Source organism: Campylobacter sp. JMF_04 NA10 (assembly GCF_027737655.1).
In the GTDB taxonomy this organism is placed as follows: Bacteria; Campylobacterota; Campylobacteria; order Campylobacterales; family Campylobacteraceae; genus Campylobacter_B.
This window is the reverse complement of the sequence record NZ_JAOVTZ010000002.1, coordinates 282,528-302,557: the sequence shown is the minus strand read 5'-3', so window position 1 is coordinate 302,557 and position 20,030 is coordinate 282,528. Positions and strand designations below refer to the sequence as shown.

Below are 20,030 nucleotides of genomic sequence, written 5' to 3'. Positions count from 1 at the left end.
ATTATGAATAGTATAAAAAGAATTATTTCAGTCATAGTTTTGGACGAACACGGCGTGCTTTCTCGTATTTCTGGGCTTTTTGCAGGGCGCGGATATAATATCAACTCCCTAACCGTCGCACCTATCCCAAATACAAATTTATCTAGGCTTACGATTGTAACCTTGGGCGATGAGCGCATTATCGAGCAGATTACAAAGCAACTTCACAAGCTAATCCCGATTTATAAAGTAATCGAGGAGGCAAATTTTGTCGAAAAAGAGATGGTTTTAATAAAAATCGCATTAAACGAAAATTTAGCCGGACTTGATGCTTTGCTAAAAGCGTATAACGGCTCTATCGCAAACAGCGACGAAAACCATATCGTGCTTATGGCGTGCGATGATGCTGATAGAATCGAGAGTTTTTTAAAGACCGTGAAAAAATACAACCCAATCGATATCGTCAGAAGCGGTAGCGTCGCACTTGATATGTAGGAGAATATATGAAACTTTCTGAAATTGTTAAAATTTTAAGAATGGATTTTGCTAGTTTGGGGATCGAAGATGCCGAAATCACAGCGATAAATTCACTGCAAAATGCAAGCGGGAGCGAGCTTAGCTACTGCGATAGCGAAAAAAATGAAAAATTTATCGCCGATAGCAAGGCGTGCGCTGTTTTGGTAAAAAAGGGCGTAGAGGTTCCAAAAAACATAATCAAAGTCGAGTGTGTCAATCCGCACCTAGCCTTTGCCATACTGAGCAAATATTTTGCAAAACCGCTTATCAGGGAGCCTCGCCCAAGCGCGATTGCTAAAAGTGCGCAAATCGCAAAGGGTGTTTATATCGGCTCAAATACCCAAATCGGCGAGAGAGTCGTGATTTGCGCTGGTGCGTATATCGGCGATGATGTCGTTATCGGCGATGATTGTGTGATACACCCAGGGGTCGTGATTTACAACGACACGATTATAGGGGCTCGTTGCCATATCCTAGCAAACGCAGTTATCGGCTCGGACGGCTTTGGCTACGCGCATAGAAGCGACGGCACGCATGTTAAAATTTATCACAATGGAAATGTCGTGCTCGAAGATGAGGTCGAAATCGGCGCGAATACCACGATAGATAGGGCGGTTTTTGGCTCTACGATAATTTCATCTTGCACCAAAATCGACAATCTAGTCCAAATCGGACACAACTGCGAGCTAGGTGAAAACTGCCTAATCGTCTCACAAGTGGGACTTGCAGGATCAACTATACTTGGTAGAAATGTCGTCCTTGGCGGTCAAGCAGGCAGTGGCGGACATGTCAGGGTAGGGGATTTCGTCCAAGTCGCAGCCAGAGGCGGGATTAGCAAAGACCTGCCAGCTGGTAAAAATTTCGCTGGCCACCCGATAATGGAGCTAAAAGAGTGGTTTAAACTCCAAGCCAAGATCGCGCGATTTTTCAAAGATAAATAAGGATTAAAAATGACGCTAGAAGAGTTAAATGATACAATCGCTAGAATTTTGCTAGAAAGCCCCGAGCTTAGGGGTTGTGAAGTGGAAGTCGTGGGTGAGAAAAAACACGAAATTTTCGCAATCTATGTCGATGAAAACGCCAAAAAAATAGTCGTAGAAATCTAAATTTAGCCCAAAAATGGGCTAAATTTCATTTCAAATTTTTTATTAATTCCTCAATTTCTCTGCTTTGTCCTAGTCTATACAGCGCAAAATCATATTTTATCGGATCGTGCGGGTCGAACTCGCGCAGTTTTGCGCTAAGAGCGCTAACAGCGCGAAAATCATAAACCTTCCTATCTATTAAGCCCAAGGCTAGCGAGACCTTGTGCGTGTGAGTATCGAGCGGTATGAGCAGTTTGGACGAACTTATGCGCGAAAACAGCCCCAAATCTATATCACTTTTGCGCACCATCCAGCGCAAAAACAGATTGTAGCGTTTGTATGGCGAGGTTGGTTTAGTGGTGAAATTTTTGCCGAAGAAAAACTCATATCCAGCCGAGCGATACTCTGAAAGCTCGTAAATTTGGGCTATGAGCGCATTTATGCCGTTTATGATTTCGCCATTTTTCATACCATTTAAAATGATTTTTTCTATATCGCACTCGCAAAGCCTGCGAAGCGTGAGAAAAATCTCCGCCACATCGCGCTCGCTTTGAAAGCGGTATTTTTTGCCTTGCAAAGCTGATTTTATCGTCTTTTCATCGCTTCCAAGCAAATCAAAATTTAGCGAATTTAAAAATTTTACTATCTGCCCTGCGTTGCCATAGGCAAAAAGTGCGCAAATTAGCGCGATTACGGGCGCGTGCGGGGCGCGGGCGAGAGGTTTTAGCACTTGCAGTGGATCTGGGGCGCTAAAAAGATTTTCATCAGTATTACTACGCGCCGAATAATACTCCAAAAGTGCCTTCATTTCGGCACCGCTAAGGTTTTTTGAAATTTTATTTTGCATAGTAAGATAGTGTCGTGGCGCCAAATTTTTTGGATTTTAAAAGGCTAAATTTTGCGATATTTGCTTCAAATTTCACCTCACTTGCGTGCTCGATTATCACAAATTTCACCCTCTCGCACTCGCAAATTTCGCAGATTAGGCCCACTACGCGCTCGTAAATTCCAGCAAAACCCTCTCTGATATCAAATGGCGGATCAAGGTAGATGAAAATTTTTTCGTTGTCTAAATTCGCCAAAATTTGTGGCAAAAGCGCGAAACAATCGCCATTTAGGGCATTTTTTTCCACGCCAAAAAGGGCGAAGTTACGCCTTGTGATTTCGTAAGCTTTGCGGTCTTTTTCGATAGCGAAAACCTCTTTTGCGCCGTTGCTAAGGGCTTCGAGTGCCATGCCGCCGCTTCCGCCAAAGCCCTCGATAAAGCAGCTGCCTTCTAACTCATACCTAAATGAGTCGAAAAACGAGCCCTTTACGATCGATTTCGTGCTGCGCGTAGTCCCTAGGCTTGGGAGTTCCAAGCTTTTTCCTTTGTAAATTCCGCTTGAAATTTTGCCTCTAAATTTTGCCACTTTGTTTCCTTAAAATTTCTAAAATTCGCGCCTTAAACTCATCAAATACTGCGCCGATTTGCGCTTCTAAATCCAAATTTTGTGAAAACTCAAATTTATTATAGCTAGCTTGCACGATCTCACTCGCGCTAAAATTTTTAAGCGCCAAAACAAGCTGTTCTTTGCTAAACGGCAATTCTAAATCGCCGTTTTTAGCGATGATAAAGAGCGGTTTGGCACTTGCTCTGGCAGTGTCTGTCACGACAAAATCGGCCTCGCCTAAATTTTGCACGGCAAAATTTGCCAAAAACATTTCGAGGCTTTTTTGCATAATCTCGCATTCGCAATCGATAAAAACTCTCATTAAAATCCTTTTAAAAACTCGATAAATTTGAACTTTTCGCCAAATTCATGGCGCAGGTGATTAAACTGGGCTAGGGCATTTTGATAGCCGTTTTGACCCAAATTTTGCGCAAATTGCTCCAAAATTTGCGTCGCGCCAAATTCGATTAAGGCTTTTTCAAAGCTCATAAATCTGCCAATTTTCGCGCCAGTATTCTCAAAAGCGCGCGATAAAATTTCAAAATCTACATTATAAGTAATGTCGCTTACCCCGTAAAATTCGGCTAAATTTTGAATTTCAAACAAATTATAAACTTGGTGATTTTTGTAAATTCTAAGCGAAATTTCCCCGCTCGCACCCATTTTGCCATAATCAAATGCCAAAAAGGCGAATTTTTGCGCATTAATGCTACTAGCAAATTCCTCGTATCCAAGCGGAATTTCTGTGCCCCCAGCGCTAAATTTTAAAATTTCATTATCGCAAATTTCGCGCCAAATTTGTTTAAAATCCTCGATATAAAGCATTTTGCCATCTTTTACGACCTCGCATTTGAAGGTGTCAAAAAGCTCGTTTGCGATAAAAATCGCCTCGCTAAATTTCGCTTCTTTTAGCGAAGCGAAATGTTTTAGCGTGATTTCATCGCCAAATTTTTTAGCGAAATTTTCGCTTTGGATTTGGCGCAGCCTCTGGTGTGGCTCGATGATGACAAACTCAAATTTCGCCAAAGAATTTGGGTCGAAAGTAAAAAGCGCTTGCGCTATATCAGCGAGCAAAAATCCCTCATTTGCGCCGATTTCGACGAGTGAAATTTCGCCAGCAAAATTCGCACTAAGGCGCAAAATTTCGCGCCCCAAGCAAATCCCAAAAAAGCTTCCCACGCTAACAGCGGTGTAAAAATCGCCCTCTTTGCCGATTTTAACGCCATTTGCGTAGTAGCTATCATTTAGCCATGCTTCGAAAAAATCGCTAAATTTCAATCTTGAAGCTCTTCAAGAGTCTTGCGCAAAATTTCAAATCCTGCTTTTATCTCTTTTTTCTTTATGTTTAATGGCGGTAAAAATCTTAGTGTTTTGCTACCTGATTTTAGCACCAAAAGTCCGTTTCTTAGGCACTCGGCAAAGAGTATGCTTAGATATGTGCTGTCTTTTAAAACTAGTCCTTGCATTAGTCCAAGCCCTGTGCGAGATTCGAAGAAATTTGGGAAATCTTTTAAAATTTTGTCTAAATTTTCCTCAAATTCGGCGATAGTTTTTTTAAGCTCGCCACTTTCGTAGAGGTATTCTAGCTCGCGCAAAACGGCGTTTGCGGTCGATGTGGCTAGGTGGTTGCCGCCAAATGTGCTTCCATGCTCGCCAGGGGCAAAGATATTTTCCCTAGCCACGCACGCGCCGATTGGCACGCCACCTGCTAGCCCTTTGGCAAAGGTGATAATGTCAGGCTCTATGCCATAGAGCTTGCTTGCGACAAACTCGCCCGAGCGATAGACGCCACATTGGACCTCGTCGGTGATTAGAAGTAGGTTTTTTTCTTTCAAAACTTTGGCTAGTTTTTGGACTGATTTTTTATCCAGCGGGCAAATTCCACCCTCGCCCTGGATTAGTTCTATCATCACAGCGACCGTTTTATCGCTGATATTTGCGATGATTTCATCGATTCCGTCGTAAAATTTAAATCCCTCAATGTATGGAGCGAAAATTTCAGGGTGAAATTTATCCTGTCCTGTGGCACTCAAAGTAGCCATAGTGCGCCCGTGGAAGGAATTTTTCAAAGTCAAAATTTCATATTTTTTGCTCTCAAATTTAGTCGTGCCGTATTTGCGCGCCATTTTTATGGCTGCTTCGTTCGCCTCAGCCCCAGAGTTGCAAAACACAGCGTATGTTTGATAGCCCAAAAGATTGCTGATTTTTTTGGCTAGCACCTCTTGTGGCAGGACTCTATAAATGTTCGAGCTATGGATTATCATCGCGCTTTGCGTGTTTATGGCCTCTATCACCACAGGGCTTGCATGCCCTAGGCTGCACACCCCAATTCCAGCGGCGAAATCAATGTATTTCTCGCCGTTGCTATCCCATAGCTTCGCACCTTTACCCCTAGTAAAAGCGACATCGACCCTAGAAAAATTACTCATTAAATACTTCATTTGTTATACTCCACTTTTGGCAAATGCCAACCCCTATAATACGCAAACATTCTAACTACAATCCCAGCGAAAAATAGTGCCAAAATCGTGTAGATATTCGCCAAGTCAAGCCAGTCTAAGATAAAATAAACCAGCCCGACACCCATACTTATCGTCCCATAAAGTCCCGTGCGCAAAAACCACGGCACCTCGTTTAATAGCACATCGCGCAAAATTCCGCCCCCAACGCCATTAAAAAAGGCGATAAGTATCGCCCCAAAAACATTTAATCCATACTCAATCGAAACCATAGCCCCGACAATCGAGAAGCAAATCACATCGATTGCGTCGGAGAAAATAAATATAAATCTGCCTTGCAGTTTTTTGGTCTGGGCTGCGAAAATATGCGAGGCGATAAGCACCGCAATGACGATGATTACTGGCATATAGTGCGTGAAGGAATACAGCGGTCTGCCCACCGTGATATCGCGCACAATCCCGCCACCAAGGGCGGTCAAAAACGCAGCCAAAAAAATCCCCAGCCAGTCGCAGTCCCTTTTAACCGCGAATAAAAATCCGCTCAAAGAAGCCGAGGCAATGCCGATGTATTCGATATATAAAATGATATTATGCTGTGTCATCGGCGTGGATAAATTCTAAAATTTAGTAAAATTTGGGCTAAAATTTGCATTAAATTTCGCCCTTGTTTTGGAAAAACCACAAAAACGCCGCCACTAGCCCAGAGGCTCGCACGATTTTTTCATCATACATAAATTTTTTAGCTTCATCTAACGGCAAAAAATACAGCTCGATATTCTCGCCATCGACCCCGCCACCTGCGCCTTTTTTCATACTCTCATCAATCTCGCCGTAAAATAAAATTTGGCGATTTGCGCCAAAACCAAGTGCGCTGTAAAAGCTCGTGATAAACTCCAAATTTTTAAGCTCATATCCGGTTTCTTCGTAAATTTCCTCGATTGCGGTTTGTTCCTCGCTAATGCCTTTGTCTAAAATCCCAGCGCACAGCTCGTAGGTAAAGCCCTTTTCATCGCAGTTTATTAAATTTTCGTCTTGGTAAAACCACACACTTGGGCGAAACTGCTTAACGAGCAAAAACGCCTTTTTTTCGCTGTGATATAGCAGTATTGAGACGCTATCATGCACTTTGACGCAATCCCACGCTCGCGCCTCGCCGTTTAATTCGAAATTTAGCCTAAATGGCTTAATGAAATTCGAGTGTTCGAGTTTTGAAATTTTAAAATTTTTTATATCAATATCCATGTCGCAAGTCCTAAAAAGCTAAAAAATCCCACTATATCAGTAACCGTGGTCAGCAAAACCGAGCTTCCCACAGCTGGATCGATCCCAAAACGGCGCAAGGCAATCGGAATAATCGCGCCAAAAAATCCAGCCAAGGTCAAATTTATCACCATTGACATCGCAATCACGACGCCAAGAAGCTTCATACCAAACCATACCCACGCCACAATTCCCATTGCCACGGCAAAAATCGAGCCATTTACCAGTGAAATGGTAACTTCGCGCGTGATTACCGAGCGGATATCGCGCGCCTCGATTTCGCCAAGGGCTAGGCGACGAACCGTAACGGTGAGAGCCTGCGTGCCTGTGTTGCCACCCATGGAGGCCACGATTGGCATAAGCACGGCAAGGGCGACGAGTTGCTCGATTGTAGCGTCAAAAAGTCCGATGATAATCGAGCTAATAATCGCCGTGCATAAATTCACGCCCAGCCACGATGCACGCGCCTTTCCAGCTGAAAATGCAGTATCTTCCTCCTCAGCCTCATCATTGACACCGGCAAGGTTGTAAATTTGCTCTGTGGCGCGCTCTTGAATCAAATCATGCACATCATCGGCTGTGATTCGCCCAATCAGCACGCCGTTTGCGTCCAAAACAGGGATTACATTTAGGTCAAATTCCTCGAAATCCTTGATGACATCTTCGATTTTATCGGTATCGGTGGCGAAATGCACCTTTGCGTCTGCGTTAAATTTTTGCGAAATTTCTTTTAGCGTGAGCGAAAAATCGTATAAAATCAAATCCGAGGTCGAAAATGCGCTTAGCATGTGGCCCTTATCATCTAAAACAAAGAGCTGAAAAACATTTTCGATATCGCCGTTTTGGCGCATTACCCTTAGCATATCGACAGCTTCGCCTAGGGTTTGGTTTTCGCGTGCGCTAAAAACCTCGGTTTGCATATACGCGCCAGCTTCGTCATCGTCGTATTTGTTAATCGTCAAAATATCGTGGCGATCGTCCTCATCAAGCCCGTAAAAAAGCTCCTTTGCCTTATCCTCGTCGATTTCTTCGATACTTTGGAGTAGTTCTGCTTGATCATCACTTTCTAGCTCTTCGATAGCTTCGACGATTTTTTCGCTAGGAAGGGTTTCGATGATATCTTCGAGCATGTGATCTGGCATTTCAAGCGCAGCGTCAGCAAGGTCCTCGGGGTCGAGTTTTTCTAGGAATTCGACATATTTTTCCTCGTCGTGTTTTTTAAGCGCCTTTAAGTGATCTGCAAGGTCCGCTGGGCTTAGCTCTTCTTCTATCGTATCGCCGATATGCGCCTCTAAAAGAGCTTCGGCCTCTTCGTAATCTGTCAAAAATTCTTTATCTTTTGCTTCCATTTTTGCCTCTAATTTATGCTAACTAAATTTTCATAAGGTTCAAATTTCGCTGGGTTTTTCGAGCCGTCTTTAACCGCGTCAAATTTAGCGTTCATATCCTTTACCAACGCCTTAAATTTGCGCTCTTCCTCGCTTACGAAATTTGATTTTGTGATTTTTATGGTTTTTAGGGGATCGACTGGCTGGTTGTTGCGATACAGACCCAAATGCAAATGCGGTCCCGAGCTTAGGCCTGTGGAGCCTACATAGGCGATTAGTTGGCCTTGTTTTACGCTCATACCGACTTTTAACCCTTTGGCAAATCCGCTTAAATGCGCATACAGCGTAACCAAACCTCCGCCGTGGTTGATTTCGACGGTGTTTCCATAGCCGTTTTTGCGCCCTACGAAGGTTACTTTGCCATTGCCTGCGGCATTTACTTTTGTCCCTTTTGGCGCAGCATAATCCACGCCTAGGTGCGCGCGGTATCGTTTAAGCACCGGGTGGAAGCGTTTAGGCGTGAAACGAGATGAAATTCTAGTATAAACAAGTGGCGTGGTAAGCACGAAATGCTCGACCTTTTTGCCAGTTTCGTTGTAGTATTTGTCCTCGAAATAATAAAGCGATTTTGGTTTTTTGGCTTCCTCGATTGTGCCGGCTAGGATTTTAACCCCGCCAAATGGGCGTCCAAGGCGAGTTTTTTGCTCGTATAAAATCGTAAGGCGATCGCCTTTTTGCAGTTTTTTGAAATTTACCTCGTTTTTAAAAACGCTCGAAAATTCGTTTGCTAGCGCGATACTTCCGGTAGCCTTTAAAATGTCATTTGAGGGCGATGAAGTAATCTCAATGCTTAAAGCGTAAGAGTGTTGTTCATAAACAATCGGCGTGTAGATAAATTTGTAAATTCCCTTTTTGTCGCGGTAAATTTGGATTTGAAGCTCGTCGTTTATGGGGATTAGGACTTGGACGATTTTGCCAAGCGGGTCTTTTAGCATCATGCACTCGACATCTGCGCGCACTTCGGCGGCTAATTCTTGATCTTCTTTGTCTAAATCATAATATGTCGAGAGCGGAATAGAGAAATTTTCCATAAATTGTAGCAAGCTCACGCCTGAGGGCCATTTAAATTTTTCCACACTCGAAGAACTGGCAAATGAAAGGCTAAAAAGTAAAAAAATCAGTGCAAAAATTCTCATCATAAACCGCTTTAAAATTGAAATTAAAACCTCAATTCTAGCCAAATTTGGTTTATATTTGGCAAATATCCCTTGCCGTTTGTTGTAAATTCTTATGTATAATTGGCGAAAATTTTATTTTAGGAGTTAAATTTGAAACGAATTTTACTTGCTTTGGGGCTATTTTTATCATCTGTTTTTGGGGCTGAATTTTACATGCCGCCTTATGAAACGCTGATTTTTGATGTGCAAAATGGCGAAGCCGTAATCGCTGATAATCCCGCTATCATGGTAGGAAGCGCTGGGATTGTAATGCATGATTTCGGCAACGGCGAAAACGCTATCATCGCGCGCGCAGTAGTCAGCGAAAAATCCGGCGCAAAGGCAAAAATCAGATTCGAAGTCTTTGGTATGTTGGAGCAAAAAGCTCTGCCACTACCAAAAATTTTGCCAGCTAATGGCGATAAGGTGATTTTAAACTACCTTTATGACCGCGCCCTAATCGTGGCTCCAAATGCCGAAATTTACGCACAAATCGTGCAGGCTTTCCCAAATATCGAGTTTATTCACCCTGACCTTGGCGGAGCGTATTTGAGGCTAAATTCTAAACCAAATCCGAGCCGTGATGATTTCCGCAAAATTTGCGCGAAAAACAGCACTGGGCTAATTTTTGTCGCAATGAACGAAAAGAGCGTATTCGCAGACTGCGGCAGCTTCAAACCACTTCGCACTTATGAAAGTGGCAAGGTTGCTTACTACACGCTTCCGTTTTATTCACGCGTAGGGGATATCAAAACCGTGTTTTGGGATTTCACAAATGGTCCGATTAGCGACTATGACAAGCACTATTCATATCTTTTGGGCTTAGATGATGAATAATTCTGATATAGAATTTTTTACAAATTTACTAGGCGAGCAAAACGCCTATTTTGACGAAGCGCATAAAATCGCCTACTGCTATGACGCGACTAGAAGGCGCTTTAAGCCAGACGCTGTGCTTTTCCCGCGAGATGAAAGCGATGTGAGCGAGATTTTAAAATACTGCAACGCTCACAATCTGCCAATTATCCCGCGCGGGGCTGGAAGTGGCTTTACAGGTGGTTCTTTGGCGCATGAGGGCGGGATAATTCTAGGCTTTGAAAAGCACATGAATAAAATTTTAGAGATTGATTTGCAAAATTTAGTCGCCGTCGTCCAGCCGGGCGTGATAAATAAAGATTTGCAAAATGCAGTCGCCAAAATGGGACTATTTTATCCGCCAGATCCTGCGAGTGAGGCATACAGCACGCTTGGTGGCAATGTCGCTGAAAACTCAGGCGGTATGAGAGCGGCGAAATACGGCATAACCAAAGACTATGTCATGGCTCTACGCGCTGTGCTTCCTAGTGGCGAAATCATACGCGCTGGCAAACGCACGATAAAAGATGTCGCTGGGTATAATATCGCTGGAATTTTAATTGCTAGTGAGGGTTCGCTTGCCGTGATTACCGAAATCACGCTAAAACTCATCGCAATGCCAAAATTCAAAAAGACTGCAATGGGAATTTTCCCAAGTGTTAAAAATGCAATGGACGCTGTGTATAAGACAATGGCAGGTGGCGTAACGCCAGTGGCAATGGAGTTTTTGGACAATCTATGTATAAAGGCTGTCGAGCAGAAATTTCATAAAGGCTTGCCAACTAGCGCTGGGGCGATACTAATCTGCGATGTCGATGGCAATATCGAAGATAGCTTAGAAGCCGATTTGCGCGTGATCAAAGATAGTTTTATGGCAAATGGAGCTAGTGAATTTCGTGTGGCAAAAGATGAAAAAGAGAGTGCGGATATTTGGTTTGCGCGCAGAAACTGCTCGCAATCAATCACCTGCTACGGCTCTTTGAAGCTAAACGAAGATATCACCGTGCCACGCTCGAATTTACCTGCGCTTTTGGATAAAATCGCTGAAATTTCGGCTAAATATGGGCTTGTTACGCCGTGTTTTGGACACACTGGCGATGGCAATGTCCATACAAATGTCATGGCTGATAAAAGCAATGTCGAAGAGGTCAAAAAGGCTCACCTAGCTATCGAGGAGATTTTCGCAGCGACCGTGGAGCTTGGTGGCACGCTAAGTGGGGAGCATGGGATTGGCATTTCGAAGGCTCCGTATATGAAAATGGCGTTTAACGAGGCTGAAATGGAGCTTTTCCGCGCGATTAAAAAGGCTTTTGATCCAAACAATATCCTAAATCCAAACAAAATGGGGCTGTAAAATTCGGCTCATTTGCGGTGGGCAAGTATGCCCACCCTATGATACTATTTGATTTCAATTTACTCATATATTTCCATTAAATAAACTGATTATATATTCTTTTTTATCTACGCATTTAACAAATAATTTATTATCTATAATTTCATAACTATTTATAATTTCGCCAAAATCCACTCTCCATACTTCTTTGCTTCCAAAATAACATATAATGTTACACTCACAGACTACACATAGATATTCGCTGTTTTCATCGTAGAGCATTTCGAAAAATGGAAAAATCAACTCTTCATTAAATAAAATTTCGCCGCCGTCTATATCTATGCAGATAAAATTTTGACTAGCACCTATGTAAAGTAAATTCTTTCGCACATTTAAGCTTATTTGGGAATTTGTGCCATAGTTAAAATATGCTACACCATAAATTTGACCGCCACAGCTAACACACAAAAATTCATTATATTCATCGTCTCCACAGAATATAATATTTTCTTTTGGCACTTTTTCTTGTAAAAATTTTAAATTTTCAATAAAACGCATTGTAATTAGTGGCGTTTTCATTTGCTATCCTTTACAATAACGGTCAGCACCGTAGGGTGGATATCCTTGCTACACATAGAATAAATCCACCAATGCTTCTAAAATTTTTCCATCTGAATTCAATTCATAATTTTCATCAAAGCCTTTTATCTCTAATTCATCAAGAGCCCACTCTCTAATGCTTTCTGCTGTATCTATATCTACACATACTTTTATAAAATTCTTATTTTTGATAGTTAATATTTTTTTTGCAAATTCACAATTTTCCATTAAATATTCAAATTCTAGTAATGTTAGTTTGACTTCCATTATTTTTCCTCGTTTAACAAAGCTCTTGCTTTTGACGATAAAGCACCGTAGGGTGGCATTCTTGCTCACCGAATTTTATATTTTTATCAAATTTTATCATTATTTCAAATTTGGTGCAGTATTTCTAGCTTGCGGAGCGAAATTTGGCTAAATTTCAAATTTCACTCTTCGTTAGGGGCGAAATTTTCGAAAATTTCTCTATGCAAAATTTCCTCCAAAATCACCGTCGCATACGAGCCTTTTGGTAGATAAAAGCTAAATCCAAACTGCGCCTTTTCCTCGTCGTAGCTGTGCGAGATATCCTCTATATAGCTCCACGCATAGCGATATGAGCCGTTTGTTTGCGCCAAATACGCCTCAGCCTCGGCGAAAATCTCACTCTCAAATCTATTCGCCACGCCACTTGCGCGCAGTTTTTGTGCCCCGGCGATGAGCCCAGCGCTCGTGATATCGCGGCGCACAAACCGCTCTACCTCCGCGCCTAAATCCTCGCAGGTAAAAAACGCCCCGTGCGGGAAATGCCCCAAAATCTCGCCGGGAAGTAGCTTGTAAAATTGCGCCTGAGTGGCGATAGATTTGGCAAGGGCTTTGTCAAATCCGTAAATTTTGGCAAACTCGCTCACACTAAATTCGCTAGCAAATTTTGAAATTTCAACCCTTTTGGCTAGCCAAGCGTTAAATAGCTCACTTTGATACGCACTGATTAGGAAGTCGCGCATTTTAGGGTTTTTAATGCGCTTTTCGCCACGCAGTATCGCTAGACCTGTCTTAGCGTTGTCGCCAAATTTGCCAAAGCGCTGGAAGCCAAAATAGTTCGCAAACCCCTGCGCGCCGAGTGTTTCAAGAGCTTCACGCAGTTTTAAAGCGTCAGTTGGCAAGACCTTTTTTAGGCGGATAAAAAAATTATTTCCCTTTAAATGTCCGATTTTTAGCTTGTTTTTGTGGCGATTAAGGCTTAAAATTTTGATTTTTTCGTGCGAAAAACTCTCTAAATTTTGCGCGAATTTGAAAGGAAATGTAACAAACTGGCTAGTTAAGCCCTCTTTATCTTTTAGCCCTGCATAGCCAAAATCGCGCATCTTCACGCCTAAATGTTCGCTTAAAATTTGCAAGGCTTCCCAGGTGGTTAGGTCCTTTTTTTGCAGATGTATCATCGCATGCTCGCCATCGCCGCTAGGCTCATACAGCGGGACTTCGCGCACGACGAAATCGTTTGAGTTTTTGCTAAAATGCGCGTTTATGGGCGCGTGGTTTAAGGTATATAAAAATTTCATATTAATTTCACTTTTTGGCTAAAATAAAAGCGATTATTATATAAAATTGCGCCTAAAAATCTAATTATTAGCCAAATTTTAGTAGAATTTTGGGCGCAAAAAGGAGCAGTTATGTTGGAGATCAGGCTTTTCAGATTTGACCCTAAAATCGATGTTTTAAGCTATTTTAAGCCATATATTTTTGAGCGCGAAAATTTCGCTAGTGTGGGTGAGCTTTTGGGCGAGATAAAAGCGGGCGATCCGTATTTTAGCTATGAGGGCGTGAGTTTTGTCAAAATTAATGGCGTGGTCGCGAGCGTGGAGGAGCCATTTGGTGGGATTTTGGCGCGCTTTGGCAGGATTTTATACATTGCGCCACTTAGCGGAAAAGAGGCGCGCAAGGATTTAGAGTGTGGATTTGAGAGTTTTTACTCTAAATTTCAGAGTTTTTCTGCTATCGCTAATGGCGATACTTTCGAGTTTTACAAGGAATTAGCGCCATATTTTTACAGCTCAAATTTAAGGAAGTTTAGCGAGATTTTTTTGGGAAACAGTGCCTTTGTTTTTGCGAATTTTCTGCTCGAAAATTTCCCGCAAAAAAGGGGCGAAATTTTAGATTTTATCTGCCCGCAGCTTGTGTATTTCACGCCGTGCAATGCCCTAAATTTGGACTATGATTGCGATTTGATTTATGATAGGCTTTGCGAGCTTTGTGGGATTGATCCGGCGCGCGTGGATAAAATTTATAGCGCACAAAGCCTAGCCGAGATAGACGCAAACACTGCCCCGCACCGCTACACGGGCTTTAAAATCGCTGTTTGGGGCGATGAGGGCGCGCGGGATTTGGTGTGCAGATTTGGCGGAGATGTCGTGAGATTTGAGCGCGAAAACGAGGCGTTAAGGGCTGAAATTTACGGCGCCGAAAAGGAGTGCGCGTTGCGATTGGCTGGTGAAATTCTCTTTGACGCGTTTGATAGCGGGGCTGATTTTTTGCTGGTAAATTCTAAAAATGCGTTTGGTTTTATCGATGGCAAAAGTGATGAAATCTGCGCGCTAATGGGGCGCGAGCTAATTGATTTTTACCTGCTTAGCACGGACGAGTTTATCGCCCTTGCTCAGGGTGAAAAACCAAAAACTTTGGCGTCGCATAAACTAAAAGTCGCGTTGGTGTAGAGCGGTTTGTGAATATGAAATTTCAAATGAAAGCTAAGATTTTTTTATTTTTTATAAAAAGAACTCAAAATGATTAATGAAAAAAATTTACTTGCAGTGGTTATGATTATCGCTGGATTTAAAGTGCTTTTTGTTAAACAATTTTGGTCGCAAGGAGCCTTTCACGATTTTTCAAATCCATTATTATACATACCAATAAGTGGATTTTTGATTATTGGTGGGGCAATGTTATTGTTTAGTAAAAAAAGAAAAAATTTAAAAAATAATTTTCATTTTGTAAAACCAAAAAATAAAAAACAACCCAAAAAACCAAAAGGCGAAAAAGTCAAATTTGATAAAGCAAAAAATAAGTTAAATTTGAAAAATGTAAAATTTAAAAATCAAAAAGGCAGTATCGATGAAATGGATTAAATTTAAGGCGCAAATTCGCGCCTTAAATTTTACCTATGAGATGACCTTGATCTCGATATCCTCACCGTTGGCGTCGATTAGGATTGCATTTCCTTCTTTTAGCTCGTCGTTTAAAATCATATCGGCGATTTTATCCTCGACCAAATCATAAAGTGCGCGTCTTAGCGGTCTGGCTCCGTATTCCGCGTCAAATCCAGCCCCGGCAATGAGCTTTTTGGCATTTTCGCTTAGAGTTGCGCTGATACCGCGCTCTTCGAGCAAATGCGCTAGCTCTTTAAACATAATTCCCACGATATCGATGAGATTGTCTTCGCTAAGGGCGTTGAAAATCACAATGTCATCGAGCCTGTTGATAAATTCAGGTCTGAAATAGTTTTTCAGCTCGTCTTTTACGGCGTTTTCGCGCTCATTTTCGCCCAGACTCATAATCTTATCCGAGCCGATATTGCTCGTAAGGATTATAATGGTGTTTTTAAAATCCACGACCACGCCCTTGTTATCGGTCGCGCGCCCGTCATCGAGTATGCCAAGTAGGATATTAAAGACATCTTTGTGCGCCTTTTCGATTTCGTCGAAAAGTAGCACGCTATACGGACGGCGGCGCACAGCCTCGCTTAGCTGACCACCCTCATCGTATCCCACATATCCCGGAGGCGCACCAAGCAAGCGTGAGACGCTGTGTTTTTCCATGTATTCGCTCATATCAAATCTAATCATCGCTCGCTCATCGTCGAATAAAAATTTCGCTAGTGTTTTGGCGCTCTCTGTTTTGCCCACGCCAGTAGGTCCTAAAAACAAAAAGCTTCCAATCGGGCGATTTGCGCTAGCAAGGCCAGCCTTGTTTCGCTTCACAGCGCGCGCTATGGCGTGAAGCGCGGCGTCTTGACCCACGACGCTTTGTTTTAGGTGAGATTCGATATTTAGGTATTTTTCGCGCTCTGATGAGAGCATTTTGCTTACGCTAATTCCTGTCCATTTGCTAAGGATTCCTGCGACCATCTCCTCATCGACGCGGTTTTTGAGCAAAACTCCGCTTTCCTTCATATCCTCCCATTTGGCTTCTAACTCTTTGACTTTGGCGTTTGCGGCTGGGATTTTGCCGTATTCGATCTCGGCAGCCTTGCTTAAATCACCTTTGCTTCTAGCGTTTGCGGCTTCGATTTTTAGGCTATCTATTGATTTTTTGGCTTCGCTTATGCCGTTAAATACAGCCTTTTCGTTTTCAAATTTAGCCAAAAGCGAATTTTTGGTTTCGTTTAAATTCTCGATCTCTTTGTCGATTTGATTTAGCCTTTTGTCGTTTTTGGCGTCGTTTTCCATTTTTAGGGCTTCTTTTTCGACTTGGAGTGTTAGAATTTCTCTTTTTGCCTTGGCTAGTTCGTAAGGCTCGCTCTCGATTTGCATTTTTAGCTCAGCGGCGGCCTCGTCGATCAAATCAATCGCCTTATCAGGCAAAAATCTATCGCTAATATAGCGGTGGCTAAGCTTGGTGGCAGCGACTAGCGCGCTATCTGTGATTGTGACATTGTGATGAACCTCTAAGCGCTCTTTTATACCACGAAGTATCGCCGTAGCCTCGCTCACGGTCGGTTCAGCCACGATGACAGGCTGGAAACGGCGTTGCAAGGCGGCGTCTTTTTCGAAGTATTTGCGGTATTCTTTGAGCGTAGTCGCGCCGATAGTGTGTAGCTCGCCTCGCGCCAAAGCAGGTTTTAGGATATTTGCAGCGTCCATACTGCCTTCACTTGCCCCAGCGCCTACGATAGTGTGAATTTCATCGATGAAAAGTATCACATCGCCAGCTTTTTTGACCTCGTCGATGACGGCTTTTAGGCGGTCTTCGAACTCGCCTCTGTATTTCGCACCGGCAATGAGCGCGCTCATATCAAGTGCCATTACGCGCTTGTTTTGCAGGCTAAGTGGGACATCTTTTTGCGCGATTAACTGCGCCAAACCTTCGACAATGGCGGTTTTACCCACACCTGGTTCGCCAAGAAGTATTGGGTTGTTTTTCGTTTTGCGAATTAAAATTTGCATCATACGGGTGATGACTTCATCGCGCCCGATAATAGGATCTAACTCGCCATTTATCGCTTTTTGTGTCAAATTTAGCGCAAATTTGCTAAGCGCTTCAAGTGTGTCATCGCCTGTTTTGGTGGTGATATTTTTGCCCGCTCTTAGCATTTCTAGCTCTTTTTTTATCTCGCTAAGATCGGCAAATTTAGCCAAAATTTCTTTTAGCGGAGATTTGTCTAAATTCGCCACTAACCAAGTATCAATAGCGATAAATTTATCCCCAAGGCTCGTCATTAGGCCTTTTGCGCTCTCTAATGAATTTACCACTTCGCGCGAAATTTTGATATTATCGCGCGTGACATTTGAGCTAGTTGGCAGGGTTTGTAGCGCGCTTTTGATTTCTAATTCAACCGCGCTTTTGCTGATGTCAAATTTGTTAAAAATTTGATTTAGCACAGAGCTTGAATCCACGCACAATGCCCACAAAATGTGCAAATTCGCAACCTCGCCATTTTTGGAGTGGATAGCTAGGGAGAGCGAACTTTCGAGTAGTGAGTGCATTTTGTCGGTTAAAATTTCAAGTGTTTCGTTCATAAAAAACTCCTTAAAGTTGATTTTGTCTGTATTATATATATTTAGTCTAATTATGTCAAGGTTTTTTAGTAAATAAATTTAATCTTTCAAATTTTTTGCTCTGAATTTTAAAATTTTATCGCTAAAAATGGCTTAAATTTAACTAATATTTAGCGAAATTTTTATAGAATTTCGCCTATTTCAAATTAAGGACAAATTTTTGCAACAAAAACATCTCTTTTTTGGCTTTGGTTTTGTATTTTCACTACTTTTTGGTCTGTTTTTTGTAGGAAATTTGGAGGCGAAAGAGGCAAATTCGACCAAAAAACCTGACAGCGAAAAAACAAGGCTTGAAGCGCTGGCAAAGCTTACTAAAACCCTAGCAATCGTGGAAAATAACTATGTCGAACAGATGAGCTTTTCGGAGCTTGTGGATAAGACAATTTCTGGTCTTATGGGAAATTTGGACGCCCATTCTAGCTTTATGGATCAAAAAGCTTACAATGATACTAAGGTGCAAACTCAGGGCGAATTCGGCGGTTTGGGCATTCAGGTCGGTATGAAAGATGGCGCACTAACGATAATTTCGCCGATTGAGGGCACACCGGCTGATAAAAAGGGGCTCAAAGCAAATGATGTGATTTTGCGAATCGACGGAAATGCGACACTTGGGATTACAATCGATGAAGCTGTAAGCAAAATGCGTGGCAAACCAAAAACCAAAATCACGCTTACAATCGTTCGCAAAGGCGAGAGTAAGCCCTTTGATGTGGAGATCGTGCGCGATATAATCAAGGTCGAGTCTGCGTATTCGAAAATGATAGATGATGAGAAAATTTTGTATTTGCGCGTGACAAATTTCGACCAGCATGTTACGGCTGATACGGCCAAATTTATAAAAGAACACCCTGAGGCAAAGGGGATAATCCTTGATTTGCGAAACAACCCTGGCGGACTTTTGGAACAGGCAATTGGACTTGTGAATTTATTCGTGGATAAGGGCTTAATCGTATCGCAAAAAGGTCGCAACAAAGCCGATACCGAGGAGCATAACGCAGATCCTAAGAAAAAGGTAACCGACCTGCCACTTGTCGTGCTAGTAAATGGCGGAAGTGCGAGTGCAAGCGAGATCGTAAGCGGGTCGTTGCAGGATCTAAAACGCGCTGTAATCGTGGGCGAGAATACTTTCGGCAAGGGTAGCGTGCAGGTGATTTTGCCTATCGAAAACAAAGAAGCCTTGCGACTAACAATCGCGCGGTATTACCTTTCTAGTGGTCGCACAATCCAAGCTGTGGGCGTTACGCCTGATTTGATTGTAGCAGCTGGCAAGGTGCCTCAAAAGAGCGAAAATGAATTTTCAGTCAAAGAAGCCGACCTTAAAAAACACCTAGAAAGCGAGCTTGCAAAGGTCGAAGAGCCGAAAAAAGAAGAAGAAAAAAAAGAGAAAAAAGATGAGAAGAATTTCATCTCAAAAGAGCAGATTAACGACGATATTCAGTTAAAAACCGCAATCGATGCGATTAAAATTTTAAGACTAAGCAAAGGAGAGTAGCATGGCAAGCAAAAAAGAGCTTATTTACGAGGGCAAAGGCAAAAAAATGTGGTCTGTGGAGGGCAACGATGATTTGCTAATTAGCGAATTCAAAGATTCCCTAACTGCATTTAACGGCGTGAAAAAGGCAGAAGAGGCTGGAAAAGGTGCGCTTAATTGCAAAATTTCAACTCAAATTTTTCATTTATTAGAGAAAAACGGCATCAAAACTGCGCTAGTTGAGACGCTAAACGAAACCGAGCAATTAGTCAAAAAATGCAAAATTTTCCCACTTGAAATCATCGCGCGAAATGTCGCTACTGGCTCACTTACAAAACGCCTTGGTATCAAAGAGGGCACGATTTTGCCATTTACTTTGGTCGAGTTTTGCTACAAAGACGATGATTTGGGCGATCCGATCCTAAACGACGAACACGCCATAATCCTAGGCGCGGTAAAAGATCAAGCCGAACTTGACGAGCTTAAAGTAATCGCAAAGAAAATAAATGAAATTTTGGTTAAATTTTTCGATGAGAGAAATTTGCGCCTAATCGACTTTAAAATTGAACTTGGCAAAGATAGTAAAGGCGAAATTTTGCTAGCTGATGAGATTAGCCCTGATAGCTGCCGTTTTTGGGATAAGGATACGAACCAAAAACTAGATAAAGATGTATTCCGCCAAGGGCTCGGTGATGTAAAAGTCGCTTATGAGGAAGTTTTAAAAAGAATTTTAGGATAAAA

The 20,030-nt window shown here is 42.4% G+C and carries 22 protein-coding genes; 9 read left to right on the top strand and 13 right to left on the bottom strand.

What is annotated here, in order from left to right:
• The first annotated feature begins 3 nt into the window (after positions 1-3).
• The 3 genes from ilvN to OFO12_RS04415 are packed head-to-tail and all read left to right on the top strand — an operon-like array spanning position 4 to position 1,601.
• Positions 4-474 (top strand): acetolactate synthase small subunit, encoded by a 471-nt coding sequence (gene ilvN, locus OFO12_RS04425; protein WP_270859039.1) that lies wholly within the window; start codon positions 4-6, stop codon positions 472-474.
• 8 nt (positions 475-482) lie between these two features.
• Complete coding sequence (gene lpxD, locus OFO12_RS04420) at positions 483-1,436, top strand: UDP-3-O-(3-hydroxymyristoyl)glucosamine N-acyltransferase (protein ID WP_270869619.1); 954 nt, start codon at positions 483-485, stop codon at positions 1,434-1,436.
• Between the two features lie 9 nt (positions 1,437-1,445).
• The gene (locus OFO12_RS04415; protein WP_270869618.1) at positions 1,446-1,601 is read left to right on the top strand and encodes a hypothetical protein; all 156 of its coding nucleotides are present in this window, start codon (positions 1,446-1,448) and stop codon (positions 1,599-1,601) included.
• 25 nt (positions 1,602-1,626) lie between these two features.
• On the opposite strand, the gene OFO12_RS04410 is transcribed toward OFO12_RS04415, so the two are convergent.
• The 9 genes from OFO12_RS04410 to OFO12_RS04370 are packed head-to-tail and all read right to left on the bottom strand — an operon-like array spanning position 1,627 to position 9,259.
• Positions 1,627-2,427, bottom strand: a complete 801-nt coding sequence (locus OFO12_RS04410; protein ID WP_270869617.1) for a TIGR02757 family protein — start codon at positions 2,425-2,427, stop codon at positions 1,627-1,629.
• Complete coding sequence (gene rsmD / locus OFO12_RS04405) at positions 2,417-2,992, bottom strand: 16S rRNA (guanine(966)-N(2))-methyltransferase RsmD (protein WP_270869616.1); 576 nt, start codon at positions 2,990-2,992, stop codon at positions 2,417-2,419. Before rsmD ends, OFO12_RS04410 begins: the two co-directional genes overlap by 11 nt.
• Positions 2,979-3,335, bottom strand: coding sequence for a hypothetical protein (locus OFO12_RS04400; protein WP_270869615.1), 357 nt, complete (start codon positions 3,333-3,335; stop codon positions 2,979-2,981). The genes rsmD and OFO12_RS04400 overlap by 14 nt, the downstream gene beginning before the upstream one ends.
• A complete protein-coding gene (locus tag OFO12_RS04395; protein ID WP_270869614.1) occupies positions 3,335-4,291 on the bottom strand; it encodes an SAM-dependent methyltransferase in 957 nt (318 codons plus the stop codon). The genes OFO12_RS04400 and OFO12_RS04395 overlap by 1 nt, the downstream gene beginning before the upstream one ends.
• Positions 4,288-5,454, bottom strand: a complete 1,167-nt coding sequence (locus OFO12_RS04390; RefSeq protein WP_270869613.1) for an aspartate aminotransferase family protein — start codon at positions 5,452-5,454, stop codon at positions 4,288-4,290. Before OFO12_RS04390 ends, OFO12_RS04395 begins: the two co-directional genes overlap by 4 nt.
• A complete protein-coding gene (locus OFO12_RS04385; protein ID WP_270859031.1) occupies positions 5,451-6,074 on the bottom strand; it encodes a trimeric intracellular cation channel family protein in 624 nt (207 codons plus the stop codon). Before OFO12_RS04385 ends, OFO12_RS04390 begins: the two co-directional genes overlap by 4 nt.
• Before the next feature lie 49 nt (positions 6,075-6,123).
• Positions 6,124-6,714, bottom strand: a complete 591-nt coding sequence (locus OFO12_RS04380; RefSeq protein ID WP_270859030.1) for an NUDIX domain-containing protein — start codon at positions 6,712-6,714, stop codon at positions 6,124-6,126.
• Positions 6,699-8,081 (bottom strand): magnesium transporter, encoded by a 1,383-nt coding sequence (gene mgtE, locus OFO12_RS04375; protein WP_270864498.1) that lies wholly within the window; start codon positions 8,079-8,081, stop codon positions 6,699-6,701. Before mgtE ends, OFO12_RS04380 begins: the two co-directional genes overlap by 16 nt.
• 8 nt (positions 8,082-8,089) lie before the next feature.
• Entirely contained in the window at positions 8,090-9,259 is a 1,170-nt protein-coding gene (locus tag OFO12_RS04370; RefSeq protein WP_270861835.1) for a peptidoglycan DD-metalloendopeptidase family protein, read from the bottom strand.
• 129 nt (positions 9,260-9,388) lie between these two features.
• On the opposite strand from OFO12_RS04370, the gene OFO12_RS04365 reads away from it, so the two are divergent.
• Both OFO12_RS04365 and OFO12_RS04360 read left to right on the top strand, forming a co-directional pair.
• Positions 9,389-10,114 (top strand): plasminogen-binding N-terminal domain-containing protein, encoded by a 726-nt coding sequence (locus OFO12_RS04365; protein WP_270869612.1) that lies wholly within the window; start codon positions 9,389-9,391, stop codon positions 10,112-10,114.
• Positions 10,107-11,486, top strand: a complete 1,380-nt coding sequence (locus OFO12_RS04360; protein WP_270869611.1) for an FAD-linked oxidase C-terminal domain-containing protein — start codon at positions 10,107-10,109, stop codon at positions 11,484-11,486. Before OFO12_RS04365 ends, OFO12_RS04360 begins: the two co-directional genes overlap by 8 nt.
• 63 nt (positions 11,487-11,549) lie before the next feature.
• Here OFO12_RS04360 and OFO12_RS04355 read toward each other — a convergent pair whose 3' ends face one another.
• From OFO12_RS04355 to truD, 3 genes are all read right to left on the bottom strand, one after another.
• Complete coding sequence (locus OFO12_RS04355) at positions 11,550-12,044, bottom strand: hypothetical protein (protein ID WP_270869610.1); 495 nt, start codon at positions 12,042-12,044, stop codon at positions 11,550-11,552.
• Positions 12,045-12,092: 48 nt separating this feature from the next.
• Complete coding sequence (locus OFO12_RS04350; RefSeq protein WP_270869609.1) at positions 12,093-12,332, bottom strand: hypothetical protein; 240 nt, start codon at positions 12,330-12,332, stop codon at positions 12,093-12,095.
• 161 nt (positions 12,333-12,493) lie between these two features.
• Entirely contained in the window at positions 12,494-13,606 is a 1,113-nt protein-coding gene (gene truD / locus OFO12_RS04345; protein WP_270869608.1) for a tRNA pseudouridine(13) synthase TruD, read from the bottom strand.
• A 111-nt stretch (positions 13,607-13,717) separates the two neighbouring features.
• Between truD and OFO12_RS04340 the strand changes: the two genes are divergently transcribed.
• Together OFO12_RS04340 and OFO12_RS04335 are read left to right on the top strand one after the other, a co-directional pair.
• The gene (locus tag OFO12_RS04340; protein ID WP_270869607.1) at positions 13,718-14,758 is read left to right on the top strand and encodes an HdrB C-terminal domain-containing protein; all 1,041 of its coding nucleotides are present in this window, start codon (positions 13,718-13,720) and stop codon (positions 14,756-14,758) included.
• A gap of 69 nt (positions 14,759-14,827) precedes the next feature.
• The gene (locus OFO12_RS04335) at positions 14,828-15,169 is read left to right on the top strand and encodes an LPXTG cell wall anchor domain-containing protein (RefSeq protein ID WP_270869606.1); all 342 of its coding nucleotides are present in this window, start codon (positions 14,828-14,830) and stop codon (positions 15,167-15,169) included.
• 33 nt (positions 15,170-15,202) lie between these two features.
• On the opposite strand, the gene OFO12_RS04330 is transcribed toward OFO12_RS04335, so the two are convergent.
• On the bottom strand, positions 15,203-17,779 hold the full coding sequence (locus OFO12_RS04330) for an ATP-dependent Clp protease ATP-binding subunit (RefSeq protein WP_270869605.1): 2,577 nt from the start codon (positions 17,777-17,779) through the stop codon (positions 15,203-15,205).
• A gap of 184 nt (positions 17,780-17,963) precedes the next feature.
• Between OFO12_RS04330 and OFO12_RS04325 the strand changes: the two genes are divergently transcribed.
• Positions 17,964-19,310: a S41 family peptidase gene (locus OFO12_RS04325; protein ID WP_442867877.1), complete on the top strand. Its 1,347-nt coding sequence runs from the start codon at positions 17,964-17,966 to the stop codon at positions 19,308-19,310.
• Position 19,311: 1 nt separating this feature from the next.
• Positions 19,312-20,028: a phosphoribosylaminoimidazolesuccinocarboxamide synthase gene (purC, locus tag OFO12_RS04320; protein WP_270859019.1), complete on the top strand. Its 717-nt coding sequence runs from the start codon at positions 19,312-19,314 to the stop codon at positions 20,026-20,028.
• The last annotated feature ends 2 nt before the right edge of the window (positions 20,029-20,030 follow it).